The sequence below is a fragment of the Nodularia chucula CCY0103 genome (genome assembly GCF_963923915.1).
GTDB classification, from domain to species: Bacteria; Cyanobacteriota; Cyanobacteriia; order Cyanobacteriales; family Nostocaceae; genus Nodularia; species Nodularia chucula.
Genome location: NZ_CAWUOL010000086.1, coordinates 1 through 22626, shown reverse-complemented (window position 1 = coordinate 22626; position 22626 = coordinate 1). Strand labels below are relative to the sequence as shown.

Genomic DNA, 22626 nt, shown 5'->3' with positions numbered 1-22626 from the left:
GATCGCATGAACTAGAGTGTATAGGTGATGTCTTTTGTCAATGCGTAAGTCCTAAGCATATAGATAATTCCCACTGATCTCCAGAAAGACCTACCGCCAGCTAAAAAATTAATCTCTGTAGGTTGTACTTCCAGTAGTAGTGGGATCTCGATAACCAGTGGTAGTATCCTCGCCATGTTTTCTACCAGCTAAACCAGCTAAACCAAATAGACCAATTAATCCTAACCAACCCCAATCAAAATCTCTACGTTCTTGAACGACTGTAGTTCTGGGTGTTGTTTCAACTCTGGGGTCAGTCACTTGGGCATTTGCTCTGAGAGCAAAAGGCAACGCCATACTCAAGCTGAGAACGCCCGCACCGACTGCTTTGGTCAAATTACGTGTCATGGTGAAAATCTCTCATCCCTTCCGAGGTCACTTACCACTGTATCGACTCCCATCACTAACCAAATCAATCTCCAGCCATAAACTACACCTGAGCCAAACTCACACTGAAGACATACAACATCCGCGCCATGATCATCAATCAGGATTAATAACTTTTCATCGCCCGTTGCATATCACGTTGATCTTGCCGTTTTTTGAGTGATTCCCGTTTGTCATGAATTTTTTTACCTTTACCAAGGGCTATACTCACTTTTACCCAGCCTCGTTTGAGGTACATTTTTAAAGGCACTAGTGTTAAACCTTGCTGCTCTACCTTGCCAATTAACTTGCGAATTTCTTGGCGATGTAACAACAGTTTGCGGGTGCGACGGGGTTCATGATTAAAATATTGACTACTAGCGTTGTAAGGAGAAATATGCACATTGATCAGCCATGCTTCGCCATCACGAATCAACGCATAACCATCTTGGAGGTTCACTCTACCTGCGCGAATGGATTTAACTTCTGTCCCTACTAACTCAACTCCAGCTTCAAATGTTTCCAGGATTTCATATAAATAACGGGCTTGACGATTGTCACTAATAACTTTGTAACCTTGGCTCTTTTCGCTCATTGAAAAAAATTTTGTGTACTTGAAATGTTCTGCAAAAATTATGGGACTAGCTTTTTCAACTCTTAGAGTTCTTCGCGCAGCGTTCCCCCTTTAGAAAATACAGCTATCCCATATTGTTTTAATCTAGCTTTTTTAACTGTCACAAAAACTCTGGGGAGATTATGGCAATTTAAATATAAATTTACACTATATTGAGTAATATCCGTGTATCATCGCTTTAATGTTAAGAATTAAAAAGCTATACGGAGGTTTTCAGCATTAGATATCAAATTATGTTAAGGAGTGTAAACAATTGCTCATGATTTAAGACCTTTTTTATATATTAAACGCCAATAATGTTAAGAAAAGAACAAATAATGAAACCCTTGCCATGAGGAAGTTTCAATTCTGTTCCCGGCGATAAATCAAACCTCTGAGGGTGAGTAGCTAATAATCCTGTCATATTATGAAACATAAGAACACTCTTGCTGCCCGTGTTCACTAATGTAGCTCCTATAAGTAAATTTCTGAGTAAAAAAAGGCTAGGGGTGTACTGTCTATGCCCTTGACGATTCTGGTTGTAGATGACGATCTCGGTACTCGTCTTTCTATTAGTGATTATCTTGAACTATCTGGCTACACCGTGGTTACAGCCAATAATGGTCAAGAGGCTTTGGCAATGGTAGATCATTACCATCCTGATTTGATCGTTACTGATATTGTCATGCCACAAATGAACGGCTATGAATTAGTCCGTCGGGTACGCCAACAAACAGCATTCCGGTTATTACCTGTAATTTTATTAACAGCACGCACCAAGACTCAGGAAAGAATTTTGGGCTACCAGTCGGGTTGCGATTTATACTTACCTAAGCCTTTTGAATTAGAAGAGTTAGCAGCAGCAATTCGTAATCTTCTGGAGCGATCGAGAATTATTCAATCTGAGTACCGTTTCTCTCATAAAGACAATGTAGGCAATTTCGTGACCAAAGAGGTAGAAATTAAATCTCTATCCACTGAACTTCAGCAATCTGATTTGTTAGCATCCTTAACACCGAGAGAGCAAGAAGTTCTAGAACTTTTAACTCATGGTTTCTCTAATATTGATATGGGACATCAACTACACTTGAGTCCCAGAACGGTGGAAAAGTATGTAAGTAGTTTATTAAGAAAAACTGCCACCAGCAACCGAGCGGAGCTGGTGCGTTTTGCCATTAAGCATGGCTTAGTGGAATAGCCTTTAGGATTTTAGGCGGTGAGTCTTAATTTCTGTCAATAGACCTTCACAAGCATCCACAAGTAAATCAATCACTTGATTAAAGCCTTCTACCCCACCATAGTAAGGGTCTGGAACTTCCTTCAGGGTGTGCCGAGAGCAAAATTTACACATCAGGTAAACTTTATCGTCATAGCGTCCAGTGGGAGCAAGAGCGAGGATGTTATCATAATTTTCTTGATCCATAGCCAAAATCATATCAAACTCCTCAAAATCTGATTTTTGAAATTGGCGGCCTTCGCCACGCAAGGTAATTCCCAATTTTGCAGCAGCAGCATTACTCATGCGTCTATCCGGTGGACTACCAATGTGATAACTAGATGTACCAGCAGAATCACAGAGGATGGAATCGCTCAAACCAGCCTGTTCAACGAGATGATTCATAATGTTTTCTGCCGATGGTGAACGACAGATATTCCCCAGACAGACAAACAACAGCTTGTAAGGCATAAATATTTTACAAATCAAAAGTCTACAGTCATCAGTCTAATAGTTTATGACTAATGACTACTGACTAATGATTTAGACTAAAATCCAGGCAGTTCTAAACCGCTAGTTAAGTCTTCCATCCGTTCCCGCATTGTGGCAGTGGATTTGTTATAGGCATCTTTCATCGCCACTGTCACGAGGTCAGAAAGTAATTCTGCACCTTGCTCTAAAGCATCTGGAGCGATTTCTACCCGTTTGGGTTCTTGGTTACCACTGACGATTACCTTCACCAGTCCACCACTAGCTTCTCCCTGGATTTCCATTTGCTCCAATTCTTCTTGAAGCTGTTTAGCACCTTCTTGAACTTGCTGCGCCTTTTTAAAAGCGTCTGCCAGTTCTCTCATTTTTCCCAAACCAAAACCAAAACCCTGTCCTTTTCCTGTCATGATCGATAATCCCTGTGTCAGTTAAATAACAAAATCAAATTCAATTATAGATGCGGTCGGTAATTTGACTGTTTTATTACCGAAAAATTGGGTTGAAAGTCTCCTCTAGGGGGACTGACTCCGAGTGTATAATACCCATAAGTTCTCTCAAAAAGTTGGGGTGTGAGGTTTCAAATAGTAGTGGTTCGGGTAAATCTTTAAGCAACACCGGAGAATGTAGCCGAATACAATAATTAATGCCGGGTATTGGGTATCGAGAATAAATTAATTTTTTACAACCTTTCCTCTTCTCCCTTGCACCCTGCCCCTCTGCCTCTTCCCAATCCCCAGTCCCCAGTCCCCAGTCCCCAGTCCCCAATCCCCAACCTTAACCCGCAGCCTGAAACTCACCGATCATTTTGACTTCTGGTTGTAAGCAAATTGACCAACGTTCTTTCACTTGCTCCTGAATATGACGAATTAGACAAAAGATATCGCTAGCTTTAGCCCCGCCACGATTAACAATAAAATTAGCGTGTAATAATGCTACTTGCGCCCCACCAATTTGGTAGCCTTTTAAACCTGTTTGTTCAATTAACCACCCAGCAGCATAAGGTGTAGGATTACGAAACACGCTGCCACAACTAGGAAAATTGTAGGGCTGGGTAGTTAGTCGATGTTGTTTATTTTCCTTGGTTACTGCCAACACTAGTGAGGGATCAGTACCTGGTTGGAGTTGAAAAGTTGCCTGGGTAACAATGGGTTGGTAACGCCTTTCTGTAGGCGATTCGCTACTTTGCAATGATGAAGTCCGATAGCTGTAATCTATCTGAGCGCGGCTGAGATTTTCTAATTTCCCATCGGGGGAAAGTACCTGAGCGCTAACTAACATATCTGCGATACAGCTATTATGCGCCCCAGCGTTCATAACTACAGCACCCCCTACAGTACCAGGGATACCCACAGCCCACTCTAATCCTTGCCAACCTAATTTTGCTGCTTCCCATGCCAAGGTGGGAATTGATTCACCTGCGGCTACTGTTAGTTGACCTGTTTGGGGATCGAAGTAGCTATGGCGGAGATGACGAGTAGAAATTACTAGACCAGGTAAACCGCGATCGCTCACCAATAGGTTAGAACCACCACCTAGTATTGTTACTGCTAATTCATGTTCTTTTGCGTACTCAATGCTAGCTTGTAATGCTTCTAAATCACGGGGCGCAACGTACCATTCCGCAGATCCCCCGACTCGATAAGAAGTAAATCCAGATAAAGAAGCTTGAGACTTAATAATACAATCAGTGCCTTTTAAGTAAATTATTTTACTATCACTTGAATCTTCTGTTTTCCGCTTCTGTGTAGTTGAAGCAAACATTGTGCAGACATTTCTAGCTGCCTGGGAAATTTTCATCTTTACGTAAATTTTGTGAAATTTTTACATTTAACTGCCGTAATAATACAGCAATATTACCAATGGATAGAATCGTTGCTCAAGGTAAACACTTGGACAAAGCTAAGTGTCTACTGCACTTCTTGTTGATTTAAGATGTGGCTGTAGCAGGTTCGCAAAGTGTTGTAATGATTTCAGGAATCACCTGATTTAAATTCCCCGCACCTAGAAATAGCGCTAAATCTCCTGGATGCAGCGTTTGCAGCAGGAACTCACTCATTAAAGTTAAATTAGCTTGATAAAGCACTTGTGGATGATGTTGGGCAATTTTTTCTGCCAGTTGTTCACCACTAATTTGCCCTAAATTAGGTTCTCCGGCGCTATAAATATCTGTGAGTACAACTAAGTCAGCATGAGTAAATGACTCAGCAAATTCTTTTAAAAATGTCAGTGTGCGACTATAACGATGGGGTTGAAAGATGGCTACTACTCGTTGTCCTGGTCTGGCCTGGAGACGTGCAGCAGCAAGAGTCGCGCGAATTTCACTGGGGTGATGGGCATAGTCATCAATGAAGGTAATACCACCCACTTCTCCCCGCAATTCAAACCGCCGTCTAGCACCTTCAAAAGTAGCAAGACCTTGGGCAATTGCGCTGAACTCTAAACCCAAAGCTCGACCAACAGCCACTGCTGATAGGGCATTACTAAGATTATGGCGACTCAGCAACCGCAAATTTAATACTCCCAAGACTTGACCTTTTTCCCAAACTAAGGCTGTGCTACCATCGGCACGATAGTCAATATTAGTAACAGTGTAGTCGGCATTTGTCTCTGGGTTAAGGCTGTAGGTAATTGTAGGTTGAGAGCTTTTGCCGGAGTCTTTGCGTAGCAACTCCCGTACCGTATCACAGTCAATACAACCTATAACAGTTTTACAACCATCAGTAAATTTTTGAAAGATGTTAACTACTTCTTCTAAAGTTTCGTAGTGATCAGGATGATCAAGTTCAATATTAGTAATAATCCCAATTTCTGGGGCGTGTTTCACCAGAGAACCATCAGACTCATCGGCCTCAGCAACCAGATACTTGCTTTGCCCTAACCGGGCGTTTCCTTCCCAAGCATCAACTTCACCACCGACAATAATTGTGGGATCTAAACCAGCTTCTAAAAGCATATAACCAATCATGCTACTGGTAGTGGTTTTACCGTGAGTACCAGCAACAGCGATGCTATAGTAATCTGAAATCAATGCAGCTAATACATCAGACCGATGCAAGATGGGACATCCTAATTGCTGTGCTGCTTTATATTCCAAGTTGTTAGCATTAATTGCTGTCGAACAAACAACTTGAGGCAATGTTGAATTGCTCGCATTACTTGATATTTCTTCTGCCTTTAATAATTTTCTATTAACTGATTCACGAGAGTCAAAGAACTCCAGATTACTGGCCTCTTGTCTACCAAAAATATGTGTACCAATAGATTCCAAATTGCGCGTAATATGACTGGGACGAATATCAGAACCTGACACTGGCATTTGACGCTTGGCTAAAACGTATGCTAAAGCAGACATCCCTATCCCACCGATGCCAATGAAATGAAATGGTCTACCACTCAAATCTACATAATTACTCATTGATTAGTCCTCTGACACCACACCATAATCACAAATGACACGCGTATCATAACAGGAATTTGATTTTTACCGTAACTACGCCTGCATCTTGTTTATACCCGATGTTGCGATTATTTTCCTCTGTTGTTTTGCTGATTGAGAATGATTTTACCTTTGTTGGAGGTTTTTACTATTTCTGAACTGTTAATAAGATTATTCTGAAGCTTCAGGCTGCATCGGGACAGAAAATTTTGTAGTCTCAAATACATCTTTCTAAATTCCTTACTGGTGTAGGCTAAGGTGATGCAAGGGCTTAGAGAAATGGGAATGGGAGACTTAACAGCTATTTGGGAGCTTTGTGAAACTCAAAGACAAATGGAACAATATAGTATGTTTGTATTAAAATTAGGTGAGAATTGCATAAACTTCAGGTAAGACCGAATGCAGCACATCGGCATCTTTGGTGGCACATTTGATCCAATTCATTGGGGACATTTACTCGTAGCTCAAACTGCTTTGTCTCAAGTACCTTTGGAAAAGGTAATTTGGGTACCATCATTTAACCCTCCTCATAAAAAAGTAGTTTTATTTAAACATCGTTGGGAAATGCTGCAACTAGCAACAAAGCAGAACCCAGAATTTACTGTTTCCCAAATAGAGACCAAGCGCTCTGGGACTTCCTATGCCATCAATACCTTGATGGATTTATCTAGTGGTTACGCAAATACTCACTGGTACTGGATTATAGGTTTAGATACGTTTAAAACCATACCCCGTTGGTACCGGGGAAATGAACTAGCACAAATGTGTGATTGGTTAATCGCACCTCGGCTACTCGGTGGTGAGACTATAGCTGAAAGCGAGGTAATCTGCAAGCAAGTAGAGCAACAATTCAAAGAGCAGTCCGTCGCTATTGACTGGCAATTCTTGGACTTACCTTTAGTCGCAATTTCGTCAAGTCTAATTCGTCAACTTTGCCACAAAGGTCAGTCAATTCGCTATTTAGTCCCAGAATCGGTGAGATCCTACATCACTGCTCACGGCCTCTACTCCAGTAAATCTGAATAAAATATGTGTTTTTTTTATTGATCAAAGACTTTATGGTTATTAATACTCCCCCCCTTTGCGATATGATTGGGGTCAAAGATATCAACTTATAAGCATAAATACAGAGGGTAAGACACTGTGATTAGAGTCGCAATCAATGGTTTTGGGCGTATTGGACGTAACTTTGCACGCTGCTGGGTAGGCAGACAAAATAGCAATATTGAGTTGATTGCTATTAATGACACATCAGACCCTAGAACCAATGCTCACCTGCTTCGGTATGACTCAATGCTGGGTAAGTTAAGGGATGCTGACATTGCAGCTGACGATAACTCGATTACCGTTAACGGCAAAACAATTAAATGCGTATCAGATCGCAACCCCGAAAATTTACCCTGGAAAGAGTGGGATATTGACCTGATTATCGAATCAACCGGCGTATTTACTAGTCGAGAAGGCGCACAGAAGCATATAAATGCTGGAGCCAAAAAAGTTCTGATCACCGCTCCTGGTAAAAATGAGGATGGTACTTTTGTCATGGGCGTGAATCATCACGATTATGACCATAACAAGCACCATGTAATTAGTAACGCCAGCTGTACTACTAACTGCTTGGCTCCCATTGCTAAAGTGTTGAACGATAAATTTGGGATCATCAAAGGCACGATGACCACCACCCATAGCTACACTGGTGATCAGCGTTTACTAGACGCTTCTCACCGGGATTTACGCCGGGCGAGGGCAGCAGCTATTAACATTGTTCCCACCTCTACTGGTGCGGCAAAGGCAGTAGCGCTAGTCATCCCAGACTTGAAAGGTAAGTTAAATGGTGTGGCTTTGCGAGTGCCTACCCCTAACGTTTCAATGGTAGATTTTGTAGTTCAAGTTGAGAAGCGTACTATTACTGAAGAAGTTAATCAAGCTCTCAAAGATGCTTCAGAAGGTTCACTGAAAGGGATTTTGGACTACAGCGACTTACAATTAGTATCTTCTGATTATCAAGGTAGTGATGCTTCTTCTATTATCGATTCTAGCTTGACCATAGTCATGGGTAATGACTTGGTGAAAGTTATGGCTTGGTATGACAATGAGTGGGGTTACAGCCAAAGAGTTCTAGATTTGGCAGAACTAGTAGCTACCAAGTGGGCTTAGTTAGTTATTTAGTTACTCGTCCTCTGTGACTTTTAACTATGGTGTGAAATGTTGAAATCCCTGGCTGAGTCTTAAAATTTGGTCGGGGAGTTTTTTTTGTTTATCCTGTAATATTACTTGGGAACCTGTGGTAATAGTTCCAATTATGGCAGCATTATCACTGAGCTTTGTGACTAATGTGTGGGCTAGAACCTCTGGTAAGCACAGCACTAATTCAAAGTCTTCACCGCCGTAGAGGGCATATTCTAGGGCTTTTTCTGGTGTTAACCAGTGGTTAAAAGTTGCTGGTAAGGGTATTTGCCTAGCTTCTAGGACAGCGCCAACACCACTGGCACGGCAAATTTGCAAAATTGCATCTGCGAGGCCGTCGCTGCTATCCATGCCGGCGATGGGGGGATGGGAGGATGGGAGAATTTGCCAGAGTATGGGTAAAACATCTAGTCTGGGTTGGGGACGCTGGTGTGCTTTGATGAGTGTTCTTTGGGCTGTGTCTGTGAGGTTTTGGCCAGATTCGGGATGTAGGAGCAGTTGTAATCCAGCGTGGGATGCTCCGTGAACACCTGTAACGATAATGGCATCACCTATTTGAGCGGCAGAACGACGGATAATTCTCTGGGGATGAACTTGGCCAAAGGCGGTAATGGCAAGGGTTGTGACAGGCGATCGCACAATGTCACCGCCCACAATGACGCTATTGTATTTATGTAGGCATTCTGTCATTCCCTGATATAAGCGCTCAACCCAACTCACCATCACTTCCCCTGGTAGTCCCAAACCGACGGTGATTCCTAGAGGAGAAGCCCCCATTGCCGCTAAATCGGATAAATTCGCAGCCACAGCCCGCCAACCTGCATCTTCTGGAGATGTGGTGACATTACTAAAATGTACGCCATCAACGAGTACATCTGTGGTGACTACTAAAGATTGATCAGGTGCAGTTACCAGGACTGCTGCATCATCACCAATCACTCCTGGAGGACAGAAACGCTGCAATTTTTCTAAAATTCCCTGTTCGCCAATATCTTTAACTTTGGGGACTGGGGACTGGGGATTGGGGACTGGGGACTGGGGATTGGTCATTAGTCATTAGTTAAAGAAAAGAGGAGTTTTTAATTAAACTCCTCAAAGTCTGATATCTACTCAGGACTTAAGACTGAAAAATTTTTTAGGCTGCTTGGGGCTGAACTAGATTTTCAATTCCCTGAATTACAGTGGCAGATTCAATTTTGTCGCCTTCCTTCAGCTTATCTAAAATATCCTTACCTGCGGTGAGATAACCAAAGACAGCATAGCGTCCATCTAACAGATTTCTCCCAGCTGGAGTCAGTTCTGGCTCAAACAAAAAGAAGAAAAATTGTGAGGAACCGCCATTGACTTCGGTTTCAGGGCGAGCCATTGCTAACGCACCAAAGGAAGAAAAAGGGAGAACTGGCATATCCAGGTAGCGTCCGGCTTCTTCGAGAGTAATTCCGTATGTGGGTTCCTCGTCGCCTTCAACCAAGACTTCTAAAGGAATGGCACGGTATTGTTTGGTTTGAGGATCAATAAAACCTACTTCTTTTCCTGCTGGATCTCCGGTTTGCAAAACGTAAGATTCTTCTGAGCGGGTAAATTCTAAGCCGTCATAAAAACCTCTTTGGACTAAATCTACAAAGTTACCGGCTGTGACAGGGGCGCTGTAACCATCCAAAACCATAGTCAGATCGCCCTTGGTGGTTTTCATGGCCACTGTAGCTCTACCTTTGAGTTGAGGCAGGTTACTGTACTCAGCAGGTACTTCAAAGGGGAATTTTGACACCATTGACTCTTCTAAAAGGGTGACTATATCGAGTAATTTGTTTCTCCCTGCTAGAATTTGTTCTTTGTCTTTAATTTTCACTGCTTCTTGGAGTGAATCTACCCCAGATTTCAACTCAGTCATCCAAGCTTCGGCTTGGGGTTGGCGTTCTTCAGGAACGCTTGCTAGGATTTGATTAGGTTTATCCAGAATCCGTGATGCTGTTTTGAGGTCGCTGAGTATAGCACTCCAGCGCCGATTTGCTCGCAGTTGGGTGGAAATATCTTCCAAACTGCTTTGGAGTTGCCGGACTGGTTGATTGTCTATCGGGAGTGCATACCTTAATAAAGCTTTGCCTTCAGTAATTGCATTTCCAGAGGGTAAGGCGGCGTTACTAGGAGGAGTCCAGCCAGCTGTGGTGATGCCTAGAAATATTGTTAGTAACAATATTGTAGTTAGGCTGTTCTTCAGCCAGGATTTAAATATGTTAAACATGATGGAATAACTCAAACGCAACTTAAAATTGTTGACTAGGCTTAACTCATCAATCATCTTCCCATAGTACGAGTGCTGAAGAATAAGGGAATTAAGGATCAGGAATGAAATCAAAAGCTAAAATTCATTCCTAGTAAGTAGTCTGGTGGATGTTCGTTCCCGGCGGCTACTTTCAGGTTAAACAGGGTAAACCTGCTCGCTAGTTCCCAATCACTAGACTAATTAGTTGATGATTAATGACTAATTGCCACTCTTGAAGGGTACAATAAATGCCGATTGTCTTCCAAAATTTGAAAGTTTCATGATATCCAGTAACGATTTTAGACCCGGTGTATCAATTGTATTAGACGGGAATGTCTGGCGGGTGGTGGAATTTCTCCATGTTAAGCCGGGTAAAGGTTCTGCCTTTGTGCGGACAAAACTCAAAAGCGTCCAAAGTGGTAGTGTTGTGGAAAAAACTTTCCGCGCTGGGGAAACTGTACCTCAAGCGAATTTGGAAAAAAGCACGATGCAGCATACCTATAAAGAGGGTGAGGAGTTCGTCTTTATGGATATGGAAACCTATGAGGAAAGCAGATTAAGTTCTGCTCAAATTGGCGATCGCGTAAAATACCTCAAAGAAGGTATGGAAGTTAATGTGATTCGCTGGGGTGAGCAAGTGCTAGAAGTGGAATTACCCAACTCTGTAGTTTTGGAAATTGTCCAAACAGATCCAGGAATCAAGGGTGATACCGCTACCGGTGGAACTAAACCAGCTACTCTGGAAACCGGCGCAACTGTAATGGTTCCGTTGTTTGTAGCTCAAGGCGAACGTATCAAAATTGATACTCGTGAAGATAAATATCTGGGCAGGGAATAAGTTAGCCTGTTTCTAGGAACGTTCTGATTTCAATCCCTGTTCTAGGGATTAAATCCCTGCCATAATTAAAATTTTGATTTACGGTTAGGTCGAGGTAATAAAAACTGTGCCATTGGAATTTAATGAAATCCGCCAATTGTTGGCAACTATCGCCCAAACAGATATCGCTGAGGTAACGCTCAAAAGCGATGACTTTGAACTAACTGTACGTAAATCTGGTTCAGTAGCAACACCCGCACCAGCAACTCAGGTGACGGAGGTGGGAACAAGTCGGATTTTAGAGAGTACGGTAACTAGTTCTAGTACACCATTGTCAGCAACTCCTCCTTCCACTATTGATAAAAGATTAGTAGAAGTGGATTCCCCAATGGTGGGAACATTTTATAGCGCTCCTGCACCGGGTGAAGCACCTTTTGTGAAAGTGGGCGATCGCGTCCGCAGTGGTCAAACAGTCTGTATCATTGAAGCTATGAAGCTGATGAATGAAATTGAGGCTGAGGTATCCGGTCAGGTGATGGAAATTCTGCTGCAAAATGGCGAACCTGTGGAATATGGCCAGGCTTTAATGCGAATTAACCCTGATTAGCTATTAATCCTGATTAGCTATTAATGTAGATATCAAAATGAGTTATTGGTAAAATTCTCTGTTCTGGCGGGGAAATCCTCATCAAAAAAGCGTTACTGGTAACGCCTTGGGTGCAAGAAGTTGGTAGAAGTGACACAGATTTCCCCAGTAAATGCTTGCGCCGCCGCAGTCCAGGGATTTGGTTTTGCTAGATTTTTGAATTTTGTAATTGGGTGTGCGATCGCTTGGCCACTAGGCTAGAAAACCAAGCTCGCAGTTTTCGGGTGCTGAACTTCCAAAGCTGATTCAGTTATTAGTTTTCAGTGAACAGCCAGTCTGTTCACTGAATTACCCCACTAAAGAGAATAGTTTTGTTGAAAGCTTTCACGAGTCAAAGGCTGTTCCAACTCTAAACCCTCGCCGCCTAAAATATCTAACTGTTGACCGTCTACCTCAATGTACACTTTAGCGTTGGGGTTTAGTGTTGTGGCAGTATAAACCACCTGTCCCACCCGACCAATCATTGAGGCGCTACCGCCACCTTCGGTGAAATTGTCAGATAAATTAACGTGAACTTCATCATTTTCCAGTTTTACCCCTAGCAACTGGGTTCCTTGGGGAATTGTTGTAGAATCAGTTCCTTCTGTGGGTCCAGCTAATAAGGCTTGAAAAGCTTGTTCTAAGGCTTGGTTGGGTTGTGTTGCGGCTATTTGAATCGGCTGAGGAACTAAATCAAAACTTGTATCCGTGGGTTTAAGCCAATAAACACTCGGTGTTTGCTCTTGTCCTGGTTGGCTAGGCTGTGTAATGTTATGAGATGGCTGGATTGTTGTAGGTGTTTGGTTGGAAGCAAGCCAAGCTACACCACCACCCACCGTTATAACTGCTGCTGAAACTGCTGCAATTACACCTGAAGAAATACGTTTAGATCCTTGTTCGTTGTTCATATTTAAAACCTTGGTGACAGACGAGTGAGATAGTGTGGTTCAGAGGAGCAGCTTGTTTAAAAGACGATATGGATACCTGGGGAGTTTCGTAAAATCTCAAGATGTCTGGATTTATGAAGATTGTGCTGACATGATGTTTGGCTTCTTGCCATCCCACTGTGAGATTTAAAATTAGGAATCTTTTTGGTGATGCTATTTCAGCAATTTATCATCCTGCACCTATAGTAACTGTATTTCATGTTTAATTTTAGGTTGACAGTTACAGTCCATCACCTCAACCTTAATGTAAATATAATCCTTTCAGAAAATACGGATACTAGCAGGGAAAATCAGCAAATATTTAAAACTCTGCATCCTCACTATTGGTGAAATTAAATCTCCATAGGTATGAGGTGTCTAAATTTCTGTAGATTTTTGCGTGTTTAGTGAATCTGGTCTTTTAATATATTAATCAAATTTTCAATGGCTAGTTCCTGAAATTTACAGGTAAATATTTATATTCACATACACTTAAGTCTTCTCTGATTCTAGGTTTAAGTGAGCGATTTTACATATTTAAAAATTGCCAATTTTCTGTTAATGTTTAGGGTACAATGGCAGGCATTTTGCCTGCCCCAAGATGTCTTTTATCCGGTTATTGCTTCTTTAATCCACTGTTGCAGAGTGCTGACTACTTCCTCAATGGCTATTTCTTGCGTTTCACGGGTGGCGCGATTCACTACTTCAACTTTGCCATTGTTAATAGCTCGACCTGTGACTATTCTATAGGGAATACCAATTAAATCGGCATCTTTAAATTTTACTCCGGCGCGTTCATCTCGGTCATCGAGTAATGTTTCTACCCCTGCTTTGTTGAGTTCGGTGTAAAGTTTTTGGGCAATTTCCAGTTGTTGAGCATCTTTGATATTGGGAATGGTGACGATTGCATGATATGGTGCGATCGCTACTGGCCAAATAATGCCATCTTTATCATAAGATTGTTCTACAGCCGATTGTGCCAACCTGGATACACCCACACCATAGCAACCCATAAATAAGGGATTTTCTTCCCCCTGTTCACTTGTATACGTTGCATTCATTGTTTGGGAGTATTTTGTCCCCAGTTGGAAAATATGCCCTACTTCAATTCCTCTGGCTGTTTGTAAGGTTTGTTCAGGATTGTGAACGGCGCGATCGCCTGGTCTGGCTTTCCGTATATCTACTACTAACTCAGGTAATTTAAACTCCTCTCCCCAATTAGCCCCCACAACGTGATAACCAGATTCATTTGCACCAGTCACAAAGTTTTTTAAATCAACAGCTGTGTTATCGACTAACCGCAGAATACCAGTTGGATACTGCAATTGTAATTCTCTTAATTTTACAAGTACATTAAACTTTTTTTCAACTTGGAGAGGTGCAAACTTTTCCGTAGTAGCAGCTTTTCTTACATCACTCAAATCATAGGATGAAGATACTGGTAAATCTTGAAGAATCTGATCAAGATCAACAATTTCTAACTTCAAATTTTCTTGTAGTTCTTGCCTTGTAAATTTACGAGTAGAAATATAATCTTCGGGTAAATCAGGAGCGATGTAGCCAAGCGGTAAAGATTTTGTTGCCCAGATATTCTGATCATTGATGTCAGAAATATTTAAAGACAACACTGTTGAAGCTTTATTATACTGATCTGGTAATCTTGCTAATTCATTCAGCAGTTTAACTTCGTTTATTTCCTGATCGCCACGAATGCTAACTAAAACCAGTAAAGTGTTGTCGTTAGCATAAACTGCCTTATAAAGGACATTTTTGACAATTTGGGTGGGCGAACATTTAAGAAAATTACAAACTTTTTCTATAGTTTCTGTTCCAGGGGTTTGCCGTTTTTCATAACTTGTAAAAGGGGAAGTTTCCGCATCCGCAGGTAAAGAAATGGCTTTTTCGACGTTAGCAGCATATTTACCATCTTCAGTGTAGAGAACTTCATCTTCTCCAGCATCGGCTAATACCATAAATTCTGTAGAACCAGAACCACCAATTGCGCCAGAATCAGCTTCTACAGCCCGAAATGCTAAACCAGAACGGCGTAACATATTGCTATAGGCTTGATACATATCTTGATAGGTTTCTTTCAGACTAGCTTCATCCACATGGAAAGAATAGCCGTCTTTCATGATAAATTCTCTTCCCCGCATTAAGCCAAACCGGGGGCGAATTTCATCACGAAATTTGGTTTGAATTTGATATAAATGTAACGGTAGTTGGCGATATGAGCGAATCATATCACGGGCAACAGTTGTGATCACTTCCTCATGAGTCGGTCCTAATCCTAATTGTTGTTCCCGACGGTCAATCAGGGAAAACATAATTCCTTCGGCTTTGGTGTATGTATCCCAGCGTCCCGATTCTTTCCACAATTCCGCCGGTTGTAACTGAGGAAGCAAACATTCTTGCGCGCCGGTGGCGTTCATTTCTTCTCGGACAATTTGGGAAACTTTTTGTAGTACCCGCCACATCAAGGGTAAATAAGCATAAACACCGCTCCCGATGCGACGAATGTACCCTGCACGGAGTAATAATTTATGGCTGGGAATCTCCGCATCAGCCGGGTCATCTCTGAGTGTAACGAATAACATTTGTGACAGTCGCATCGTGTTTTCCCTTTTGAGAATTAGTAATGTTTAAAATCAGTTAGGTGTATAATTTTCCAGCAATGAGGAGGAAATTACTTTGTCGAATGTAATTTACCAAGCACAAGCACCTTTAGAATTTATTCCGCCGGCGTTTAATCCCTTAGTTCTGGGAGGTGTTCATCTGTTGCTACCAAGTTGGATTAGCTGGAAAACGGCTATTAGCCAAGTGGAAGCTGATAACGTAGAGGTATTGGTGGATCTTTATCGCCAATTTCAAGAAAAAAAGATTCGCTTTTTGTTAGCGTTTCGCCATCCTAAAACAGATGATCCATTTTGTTTAGGCTATTTGTTTTCTCAACTCGTGCCAAAAGTAGCACGAAAACAGAACACAGCGCTACAACTGCCGATTCATGCTCATTTTATCTATGATCGGGGTATTCCTCTCTGGGCGGGTGCTTATGCGGGTTGGATGGCTTCGCGGTTGGGTGGAACTTCGATTCAAAGGGGTAAGGCTGATTGGACGGGGTTACGTTCGGCGCGTGATTTATTTGCTAATGGGAGGTTCCCAATGGCTGCTGCGCCAGAAGGTGCTACTAATGGTTTGTCGGAATTTATTAGTCCTTTAGAACCGGGTATCGCTCAGTTAGGCTTTTGGTGTGCGGAAGATTTGCAAAAGCAGGAACGCTCGGAACAAGTTTTAATTGTACCAGTTGGGATTAAATATAGTTATGTGTCTGCGCCTTGGAGTGCGATCGCGGATTTGTTAAGTGAGTTAGAAGTAAATAGTGGTTTGGTGGTGACGGCAAAAGCACATAGCGAAATTCCCTGTTTAGAGTCCCTTTATCCCCGGTTATTGACTTTAGCAGAACATTTATTATCTTTGATGGAAGATTTTTATCAGCGATTTTATCATCAAAGTTTACCGAATATCGAAAGGGTAGCAGTAGAAACCGGTGAACGCAATGCGGCTTTGGTTATGCGGTTACAGGCTTTGTTAAATACAGCTTTACGCATATCTGAGGAATATTTTAACTTACCACCCAAAGGAGAATTGAGCGATCGCTGTCGCCGGGTAGAACAGGCTGGCTGGAATTATATATTTAGAGAAGATTTTAAGGATATTAAAACATTATCGCCTGTGGAGATAGCATTAGGCGATCGCGTTGCGGAAGAAGCCAATTCCCGAATGTGGCACATGAGATTAGTAGAAAGTTTTGTCGCCGTTTCTGGTATTTATATCCGCGAAAAACCTACAGTCGAAAGATTTGCCGAAACCACATTAATTTTATGGAAAATGGTCGCCCTGATTACAGGGGATAAAACATCTCAATCTCCCCGACTGGGCAAACAAAAGGTAAAACTTACCATTGGTGAACCTATATCAGTCTCAGAACTTTACCCAGCCTATAAAGAAAATCGTTTGCAGGCCAGGAAAGCTGTAACTGAATTGACCAATCATTTGCAGCAAAAAATGGCAGATTTAATATAAATCTCACTGATTCCCTACTTTTACTGGGATCTACTTCTTAAGGCATAGTTGACCATCATAAAATCTAGCGATCGCTAGATGCCAACACCAATCTAAAAATTTTACACTGCGAAGGTATAGCTAAAAAATTTACCTGTGGATTTAACCTTACAACGCTCTCATGAATTGAAACAAGCTTTAGTTGATTTTGTCCTGGATGCAGAAGGAGAACTAGCAGAAGCACTAGAAACTTATGCCGCATTACAGCTAAAGCGAAATACCGGAGATCATCAGCAAGATTTCATTATTGACAGCTTTATTATAGAAGGGAAAGTTGGTAATCAGTCACCAATAGATTTATTTATTAAAAACCGTCTAGATTTATCAGAGAGCGATGGTAATTTAGTCAAAAACTGGCATCATAGTTTTACAGGTTTATTTGCCATAACTAATATTTTACCCGATGGCTTTGAATTTACTAACTGGCTTACAGATAAGCACTACATTGTCAAGCCCAGCGACCCTGAAACTTTACAAAAATTATCTCGATTAAAAATAGGAGAAATATTACTAACTCGGATTTTTCCCGTTAATGATAACTACTGGATGTTTTCTAGTCCCTATACAATAATGGGTAAATTAGGTAAGCCAAAACTGGCTGTAGCTATTGGGAATTTTAAAGAAAACCATAAACATCATCTTTACAGTGACGCTCCTGAATTATTAGAAGAAGCTTGGAAATCTGTAGAACAGTATCATCATGATTTTGTGAGCTTTTTTGGCAGTGATGAAATTACATTAGCAGGATACCAATTAAATAAAAAAATTGCCGATTTTCAAGCATTAATTACTGAAAAACGGTTAGCTGATGCAGGAATTGATACTTCCAAATCTCTGGCAGAAATGGCAGAAGAAGCTGGAGTTAGCGAAGCAGAAATCCAAACAGCTACTAAAGAATTTGGTGCAGACTCTAATGCAGTTTCTCAGATATTTAAAGATAATACTGGTAATAGCAAGAGTAAAATGGTCATGCCAAAGGTAGATTTACCTGCTGAACTGAGGAAAGCAGAGCAAGTTACAGCCCTTTCTCATCCCCGTTGGGGACAAATATTTTTACCAACCTATAGTAGAATAGAAGCAATTCTTTCATCTGAGAGTGGGCAAAATCTTGAAGGTAATGAAAAACTAATTCGTTACTACTTAGAAGACAAAAGTATTAATGCTTTTATTTGGCATCGTTTAGCCGAAAAGTATCCAACTCAATTAGAAAAGCTGTTGCAAGATTTTTTGCAGCGTCCAGAGTTTAATTTAACAAATGACTTGGATGCACTTTTACAGGAATTTAATAAATCTATCGAGCCAGATTTACCAGAAATCGCCAGTGTACCTATACATCTGCATAATTTATTTCAAGAAGCCATTGCAGAAGTGAATAAATCTCAAACTAAAAATAAAGGACAAAAGAAGCCAGCAAAGGGTTTTCAATAAAATTAATCATGAGCGGAGCCATAATATAATTATTTGTGGGTTTAGCACTCCTAGACATCCCTTTTGTCTAAAGTACCAGAATGACCATATTATCAACTTTTTGATAGTAATACAGCGATTTCCAATTATATAAGGTACATCTTAGCCCCCTCATCGCTTGCAGGGAGGGGGTTGGGGGTGGGGTTCTTCTACCTCATAACACAGGGAAGTGCTGTAACTTGGCAATCTAGTAAGCCTCGAATCTCCTACTATCATAGTAAAAAGTTAGAAAAGTATGATCATCAATCATGATTCCCAATATGATATCTAGTGTTTCTAGAAAATAAGGGCTACCAGATTTATCTTCACTACTCGTAATAGGCTCATCTAAAACAGCCACAACAATAGCAGGTTGATTTTTGTGAGGTATTTTCCTATTTTTGAGATATTCTTTCCATTTTACAAGTTGTCCAACTTGCAAAGATTCTTTTTCGAGAAAGTTATTACAAGCTATTTTAAGTTTACTTGTGTATTCTTCTCCATAACTTCTCTCTTCTTCAATAATTAACTCTCTATCTTGGAGAGACTGAAGAAACTCCGATACTAATTCTTCTTTATTATCTTTTTGTGCGCTCATTGATCTAAATTATTTAATTTATTATGAATTTAAACAAATTGAGTGATTTTTACATCATTACGTGTGTTAAGAATTGAATCAAAACTGCTACTGTTGAACTCAATATTTATTTGTTTGTCCTTGGCAATATTATTGTAGTTAAATAAATGCTGTAAATTTTTCTTGTCCTCGTTATTTATATCTAGTTTAACCATTAACTGTAATAAAGAGCTAATATCATTCATTAAGCTAGTTTGGCGCAATGTAATGGTTTCTTTATTTTGTAAGCTTTCTACTACATAGAATGATTTAGGTGGCTTTAAATAAAAACTAGCTGGCACAACATCGAAGAGCCACCATTCAAATAATTCTCTTCTTCCATAGGAACCAGGAAAAATTGCATATCCTTCTAGGCAATCATCTAAAATTTCTAAAATGGACTCTACAGCTTGATTATAATCTAGAACCCGAACTGCATTACGAAATACATCTAGTGCCTCATTGATAATTTGGAGACTTGCTATTTCTGTTTGAAAATCAAAATTTACTGTTATTTTAGCAATTAATTTATCAACACTAATTTCTGTATTATTTTCCGAGACAATCGGTTTATTAATCGTCTCAATTATCCATTTAACCATCAAATTAATAATATTTCTTGGTGATATATTACCCTGTGGTTGATAGTATTTTACTGTAGGCTCTACCACTAGAGCTAGGATGAGTGCCATCCAAACATAACGAAGATGACTGAGTGTATTATTATTACTACGCAGTGCTGCTAAAACTTCATTTAAAGTATCTTCCAGTGAAGCTGTGCCATCTGCCTCTGGCTCGTATAGTTCTTCATAATGTTCTAGCCTAATTTTGTTAAATAAAGCTTCTAGAGGTTCAGGTATATTATTTGTATAATATACTTTCCAATTTATAGATGGGGTGGATTTAATTACCATGATAAGTTCCTCCCTGATAATTTTTTTATGGATAGGGATAGTCCCAAAATACTTCTATTTTGATATTTGGAAACTTCATTTGAAATTGCTTTATAATATTTTCACAACTTTCACAGGGTTGTAGTTCTGTGTAAAGATAAAGATTCCCTTCTACCTGAAGATCGTAGAGTATTTCAAGCTGATCTGCAATTGTGGATAATACTTTATATTCAGCATCAGTGTCCATAAGGCGATGAGTACGGGAGTCAACTGTGGGTTCAAATTGCCCTCCTTCTGATTTGGGTTTGGGTTGAGGAATGGGACTCTTGTTTCCGCCTCTAGAGGTTGCTCCTACAGAAAAAGCTACATCACCTTGAATATGTATTTCAGCAACCGTAACGTTACTTTTACCGATAGGTTTTTTAAGGTATGCTGCTCGAATTGTGGCAGCAGATGCAGATAACCGAGCTTTGATGAGAGTGTCACTGCCCATAAAAACTTTTTGGGATAAATTTATTATATATATAGGGAGTGTCAAAATTTAGGGCGGATCACCAAAAAATGCTGCGATTAAAACTGTGGCAATGGGTAGTATTAGCATTACCAATTGCACTAATCATTACTTTTTTGCTAATCTCCGCAGGGATGCAAATTCATTCCTGGGGTATTAGTTGGATTTGGGGTATATTTACTCTGGTATTTGTGGGCTGGCGTTGGCTATTGGTGAGGTGGACTAAACCGCAAATGAATGTGGTAGCAGATGCATTGGCGGAGGTTACGGAAGAGTTGGAATCTGCGGCTGATGATGCAGTAGGTTTAGTAGATCAAAACGATAATATTCAGCAAGCAGAAATAGCACTGCAACAAATTCTTAAAGCAGCAGAAAATGACCGCCCGATTTGGGAAGACTGGCAAACTTTTTGGACACGATGCCAAGATTTAGTGACAGCGATCGCACACATATATTATCCTCAAGTACAATATCCCCTGTTAAATATTTATATACCCCAAGCCTACGGGTTAATTCGGGGAACTATGGACGATTTGGATCAGTGGATGCAGAAGTTATCACCAGCACTGAATCAGGTGACAGTAGGACAGGCTTATCAAGCCTATGAAGTTTATCGCAAACTGGAACCATCGGCGCGCAAAGTTTTTCAGGTATGGAATTGGGCGCAATGGCTATTTAATCCTGTCGTTGCAGTGGCCAAGCAAGCCACAAAGGGTTACACTAACCAAGCAACTCAGCAGTTATTAGTCAATTTAGGGCAACTACTGCGAGAAAATGCACTGAGGAATTTATCCCGTCAGGCGATCGCACTTTATAGTGGTGATACATTACCAATTGCCGAAGTAAGTATTTCTACAACAACACAACCTACAGCCAAAACTCAAAACCTGCGGGAAATTTTAGCCAACGCTGAACCAGCCGAGGAAGTTGCTCAAAAACCAGTAAATATTCTGCTTGTAGGGCGTACAGGTTCGGGAAAAAGCAGCTTAATTAATACTTTATTTCAGGCTGATCTCGCAGAGGTGGATGTTTTACCCAGCACTGATCAGATTCAAAATTATCATTGGCAAAATTCCACTGGGGAAAGTTTAACCTTGTGGGATTCTCCAGGTTATGAACAAGTAAATAGTGGTGATTTGCGAAATTTAGTGTTGGATTATGCAAGTAACGCAGATTTACTCCTATTAGTTACCCCTGCGCTTGATCCTGCCCTACAAATGGATGTAGATTTTCTTCACGATATGCAGGGGGAAGTTGCAGACTTACCAGCTATTGCAGTAATTACCCAAGTAGATCGTTTACGTCCTATGCGAGAGTGGGAACCACCTTATGATTGGCTTCAGGGGAATCGCCCCAAGGAAATTGCAATTCGTGAGGCTACCCAATACCGCGCTCAACTTTTGGATAATTTCTGTAATTTAGTATTACCAATTGTCACCAGCGATATCAAAACAGGTCGAGTCGCCTGGGGAATTGAAGCCCTATCTTTGCAAATTATAGATGCGATCGCCCCAGCTAAACAATTACGATTAGCCCGCTTTTTACGTAATCTCGAAGCTCGTACTACCGCAGCTGCTAAGATTATTGACCACTACACCTTCCAAATGGCTACCACTCAGGGACTAACTGCATTGCTTAAAAGTCCTGTACTGCAATTTATTTCCACCCTATCAACAGGTTCTCCCACTCTGGCATATTTATTAGCAGAGCAAATACCAGTGGAACAATTGCCCATTGTAATTGGTAAGCTGCAAATGGCCTATGACCTATTTTCCCTATTACATACAGGTAATGGTAAAGCTACTAAATTTGACCTGTTATCTCTCTGGCCATTATTAATAGAAAACTCGGCTACCCCTGATCTCAACGCTTGGGCATTTGGTAACACAATGGTAGAATACTGGAGTCAGGATATGAGTGGAGAAAAACTGCGGGAACGCTTTAATTACTATTTGAAAGAAGTTTAATTATTCACCATTACCACAATCATGTCACCCCACCCCCAGCCCCTCCCCGCAAGCGAGGCTACGGTGTACACACAAGTAGGCCTAGAGCGAGTTT

Annotated in this window: 21 protein-coding genes and 1 pseudogene; 9 read left to right on the top strand and 13 right to left on the bottom strand. The window is 40.9% G+C overall.

Going from position 1 to position 22626, the window contains the following annotated elements:
* Nucleotides 1-108: 108 nt before the first annotated feature.
* Complete coding sequence (locus ACM0OP_RS19180) at nt 109-387, bottom strand: WGxxGxxG family protein (protein ID WP_414530021.1); 279 nt, start codon at nt 385-387, stop codon at nt 109-111.
* Nucleotides 388-532: 145 nt separating this feature from the next.
* Nucleotides 533-1000 carry an SsrA-binding protein SmpB gene (gene smpB, locus ACM0OP_RS19175; RefSeq protein WP_414530020.1) on the bottom strand — a complete coding sequence of 156 codons (468 nt, stop codon included), beginning with the start codon at nt 998-1000 and terminating at the stop codon, nt 533-535.
* Nucleotides 1001-1538: 538 nt separating this feature from the next.
* Between smpB and ACM0OP_RS19170 the strand changes: the two genes are divergently transcribed.
* On the top strand, nt 1539-2216 hold the full coding sequence (locus ACM0OP_RS19170) for a response regulator transcription factor (RefSeq protein WP_414530019.1): 678 nt from the start codon (nt 1539-1541) through the stop codon (nt 2214-2216).
* 3 nt (nt 2217-2219) lie between these two features.
* Here ACM0OP_RS19170 and ACM0OP_RS19165 read toward each other — a convergent pair whose 3' ends face one another.
* The 4 genes from ACM0OP_RS19165 to murC all read right to left on the bottom strand — a co-directional run bounded on the left by ACM0OP_RS19165 (nt 2220) and on the right by murC (nt 6138).
* Nucleotides 2220-2705 carry a low molecular weight protein-tyrosine-phosphatase gene (locus ACM0OP_RS19165; RefSeq protein WP_414530018.1) on the bottom strand — a complete coding sequence of 162 codons (486 nt, stop codon included), beginning with the start codon at nt 2703-2705 and terminating at the stop codon, nt 2220-2222.
* Nucleotides 2706-2782: 77 nt separating this feature from the next.
* Nucleotides 2783-3130 (bottom strand): YbaB/EbfC family nucleoid-associated protein, encoded by a 348-nt coding sequence (locus ACM0OP_RS19160; RefSeq protein ID WP_414530017.1) that lies wholly within the window; start codon nt 3128-3130, stop codon nt 2783-2785.
* Nucleotides 3131-3497: 367 nt separating this feature from the next.
* Complete coding sequence (murB, locus tag ACM0OP_RS19155; protein ID WP_414530016.1) at nt 3498-4520, bottom strand: UDP-N-acetylmuramate dehydrogenase; 1023 nt, start codon at nt 4518-4520, stop codon at nt 3498-3500.
* 130 nt (nt 4521-4650) lie between these two features.
* Nucleotides 4651-6138 carry a UDP-N-acetylmuramate--L-alanine ligase gene (gene murC / locus ACM0OP_RS19150; RefSeq protein WP_414530015.1) on the bottom strand — a complete coding sequence of 496 codons (1488 nt, stop codon included), beginning with the start codon at nt 6136-6138 and terminating at the stop codon, nt 4651-4653.
* A gap of 420 nt (nt 6139-6558) precedes the next feature.
* Between murC and nadD the strand changes: the two genes are divergently transcribed.
* Both nadD and ACM0OP_RS19140 read left to right on the top strand, forming a co-directional pair.
* On the top strand, nt 6559-7185 hold the full coding sequence (gene nadD / locus ACM0OP_RS19145; protein ID WP_414530014.1) for a nicotinate (nicotinamide) nucleotide adenylyltransferase: 627 nt from the start codon (nt 6559-6561) through the stop codon (nt 7183-7185).
* A gap of 117 nt (nt 7186-7302) precedes the next feature.
* A complete protein-coding gene (locus tag ACM0OP_RS19140) occupies nt 7303-8316 on the top strand; it encodes a type I glyceraldehyde-3-phosphate dehydrogenase (RefSeq protein WP_414530013.1) in 1014 nt (337 codons plus the stop codon).
* 36 nt (nt 8317-8352) lie between these two features.
* Here ACM0OP_RS19140 and thiL read toward each other — a convergent pair whose 3' ends face one another.
* Both thiL and ACM0OP_RS19130 read right to left on the bottom strand, forming a co-directional pair.
* Nucleotides 8353-9396: a thiamine-phosphate kinase gene (gene thiL, locus ACM0OP_RS19135; protein WP_414530012.1), complete on the bottom strand. Its 1044-nt coding sequence runs from the start codon at nt 9394-9396 to the stop codon at nt 8353-8355.
* 85 nt (nt 9397-9481) lie between these two features.
* Nucleotides 9482-10588 carry a peptidylprolyl isomerase gene (locus ACM0OP_RS19130; protein ID WP_414530011.1) on the bottom strand — a complete coding sequence of 369 codons (1107 nt, stop codon included), beginning with the start codon at nt 10586-10588 and terminating at the stop codon, nt 9482-9484.
* 301 nt (nt 10589-10889) lie between these two features.
* Between ACM0OP_RS19130 and efp the strand changes: the two genes are divergently transcribed.
* The 3 genes and pseudogenes from efp to ACM0OP_RS19115 form a co-directional block, all read left to right on the top strand.
* Nucleotides 10890-11447 carry an elongation factor P gene (gene efp / locus ACM0OP_RS19125; protein ID WP_414530010.1) on the top strand — a complete coding sequence of 186 codons (558 nt, stop codon included), beginning with the start codon at nt 10890-10892 and terminating at the stop codon, nt 11445-11447.
* Nucleotides 11448-11553: 106 nt separating this feature from the next.
* Nucleotides 11554-12033: an acetyl-CoA carboxylase biotin carboxyl carrier protein gene (gene accB / locus ACM0OP_RS19120; RefSeq protein WP_414530009.1), complete on the top strand. Its 480-nt coding sequence runs from the start codon at nt 11554-11556 to the stop codon at nt 12031-12033.
* A gap of 191 nt (nt 12034-12224) precedes the next feature.
* Nucleotides 12225-12317, top strand: a pseudogene (locus ACM0OP_RS19115) (transcriptional regulator); the annotation flags it as partial.
* Nucleotides 12318-12368: 51 nt separating this feature from the next.
* Here ACM0OP_RS19115 and ACM0OP_RS19110 read toward each other — a convergent pair.
* Together ACM0OP_RS19110 and ACM0OP_RS19105 are read right to left on the bottom strand one after the other, a co-directional pair.
* Nucleotides 12369-12959, bottom strand: coding sequence for a GerMN domain-containing protein (locus tag ACM0OP_RS19110; protein WP_414530008.1), 591 nt, complete (start codon nt 12957-12959; stop codon nt 12369-12371).
* Nucleotides 12960-13585: 626 nt separating this feature from the next.
* On the bottom strand, nt 13586-15589 hold the full coding sequence (locus tag ACM0OP_RS19105) for a proline--tRNA ligase (RefSeq protein ID WP_414530007.1): 2004 nt from the start codon (nt 15587-15589) through the stop codon (nt 13586-13588).
* A 79-nt stretch (nt 15590-15668) separates the two neighbouring features.
* Between ACM0OP_RS19105 and ACM0OP_RS19100 the strand changes: the two genes are divergently transcribed.
* Both ACM0OP_RS19100 and ACM0OP_RS19095 read left to right on the top strand, forming a co-directional pair.
* Nucleotides 15669-17060, top strand: coding sequence for a 1-acyl-sn-glycerol-3-phosphate acyltransferase (locus ACM0OP_RS19100; RefSeq protein WP_414530006.1), 1392 nt, complete (start codon nt 15669-15671; stop codon nt 17058-17060).
* Nucleotides 17061-17195: 135 nt separating this feature from the next.
* A complete protein-coding gene (locus ACM0OP_RS19095; RefSeq protein WP_414530005.1) occupies nt 17196-18527 on the top strand; it encodes a hypothetical protein in 1332 nt (443 codons plus the stop codon).
* Nucleotides 18528-18753: 226 nt separating this feature from the next.
* Here the strand turns inward: ACM0OP_RS19095 and ACM0OP_RS19090 are convergent, their stop codons facing one another.
* From ACM0OP_RS19090 to ACM0OP_RS19080, 3 genes are read right to left on the bottom strand one after another with little or no spacing between them, the layout of a single operon-like run.
* Nucleotides 18754-19143, bottom strand: a complete 390-nt coding sequence (locus tag ACM0OP_RS19090) for a hypothetical protein (protein ID WP_414530004.1) — start codon at nt 19141-19143, stop codon at nt 18754-18756.
* Between the two features lie 29 nt (nt 19144-19172).
* Nucleotides 19173-20075, bottom strand: a complete 903-nt coding sequence (locus tag ACM0OP_RS19085) for a hypothetical protein (protein ID WP_414530003.1) — start codon at nt 20073-20075, stop codon at nt 19173-19175.
* A 25-nt stretch (nt 20076-20100) separates the two neighbouring features.
* Complete coding sequence (locus ACM0OP_RS19080) at nt 20101-20547, bottom strand: deaminase domain-containing protein (RefSeq protein ID WP_414530002.1); 447 nt, start codon at nt 20545-20547, stop codon at nt 20101-20103.
* A 68-nt stretch (nt 20548-20615) separates the two neighbouring features.
* Between ACM0OP_RS19080 and ACM0OP_RS19075 the strand changes: the two genes are divergently transcribed.
* Nucleotides 20616-22532: a GTPase family protein gene (locus tag ACM0OP_RS19075; RefSeq protein WP_414530001.1), complete on the top strand. Its 1917-nt coding sequence runs from the start codon at nt 20616-20618 to the stop codon at nt 22530-22532.
* Nucleotides 22533-22626 lie beyond the last annotated feature (94 nt).

Bases quoted from the DNA above. Each gene is read 5' to 3' on its own strand.
- ACM0OP_RS19180 (WP_414530021.1), bottom strand. From the start codon at position 387: ATGACACGTAATTTGACCAAAGCAGTCGGTGCGGGCGTTCTCAGCTTG.
- smpB (WP_414530020.1), bottom strand. From the start codon at position 1,000: ATGAGCGAAAAGAGCCAAGGTTACAAAGTTATTAGTGACAATCGTCAA.
- ACM0OP_RS19170 (WP_414530019.1), top strand. From the start codon at position 1,539: ATGCCCTTGACGATTCTGGTTGTAGATGACGATCTCGGTACTCGTCTT.
- ACM0OP_RS19165 (WP_414530018.1), bottom strand. From the start codon at position 2,705: ATGCCTTACAAGCTGTTGTTTGTCTGTCTGGGGAATATCTGTCGTTCA.
- ACM0OP_RS19160 (WP_414530017.1), bottom strand. From the start codon at position 3,130: ATGACAGGAAAAGGACAGGGTTTTGGTTTTGGTTTGGGAAAAATGAGA.
- murB (WP_414530016.1), bottom strand. From the start codon at position 4,520: ATGAAAATTTCCCAGGCAGCTAGAAATGTCTGCACAATGTTTGCTTCA.
- murC (WP_414530015.1), bottom strand. From the start codon at position 6,138: ATGAGTAATTATGTAGATTTGAGTGGTAGACCATTTCATTTCATTGGC.
- nadD (WP_414530014.1), top strand. From the start codon at position 6,559: ATGCAGCACATCGGCATCTTTGGTGGCACATTTGATCCAATTCATTGG.
- thiL (WP_414530012.1), bottom strand. From the start codon at position 9,396: ATGACCAATCCCCAGTCCCCAGTCCCCAATCCCCAGTCCCCAGTCCCC.
- ACM0OP_RS19130 (WP_414530011.1), bottom strand. From the start codon at position 10,588: ATGTTTAACATATTTAAATCCTGGCTGAAGAACAGCCTAACTACAATA.
- efp (WP_414530010.1), top strand. From the start codon at position 10,890: ATGATATCCAGTAACGATTTTAGACCCGGTGTATCAATTGTATTAGAC.
- ACM0OP_RS19110 (WP_414530008.1), bottom strand. From the start codon at position 12,959: ATGAACAACGAACAAGGATCTAAACGTATTTCTTCAGGTGTAATTGCA.
- ACM0OP_RS19105 (WP_414530007.1), bottom strand. From the start codon at position 15,589: ATGCGACTGTCACAAATGTTATTCGTTACACTCAGAGATGACCCGGCT.
- ACM0OP_RS19090 (WP_414530004.1), bottom strand. From the start codon at position 19,143: ATGAGCGCACAAAAAGATAATAAAGAAGAATTAGTATCGGAGTTTCTT.
- ACM0OP_RS19085 (WP_414530003.1), bottom strand. From the start codon at position 20,075: ATGGTAATTAAATCCACCCCATCTATAAATTGGAAAGTATATTATACA.
- ACM0OP_RS19080 (WP_414530002.1), bottom strand. From the start codon at position 20,547: ATGGGCAGTGACACTCTCATCAAAGCTCGGTTATCTGCATCTGCTGCC.
- ACM0OP_RS19075 (WP_414530001.1), top strand. From the start codon at position 20,616: ATGCTGCGATTAAAACTGTGGCAATGGGTAGTATTAGCATTACCAATT.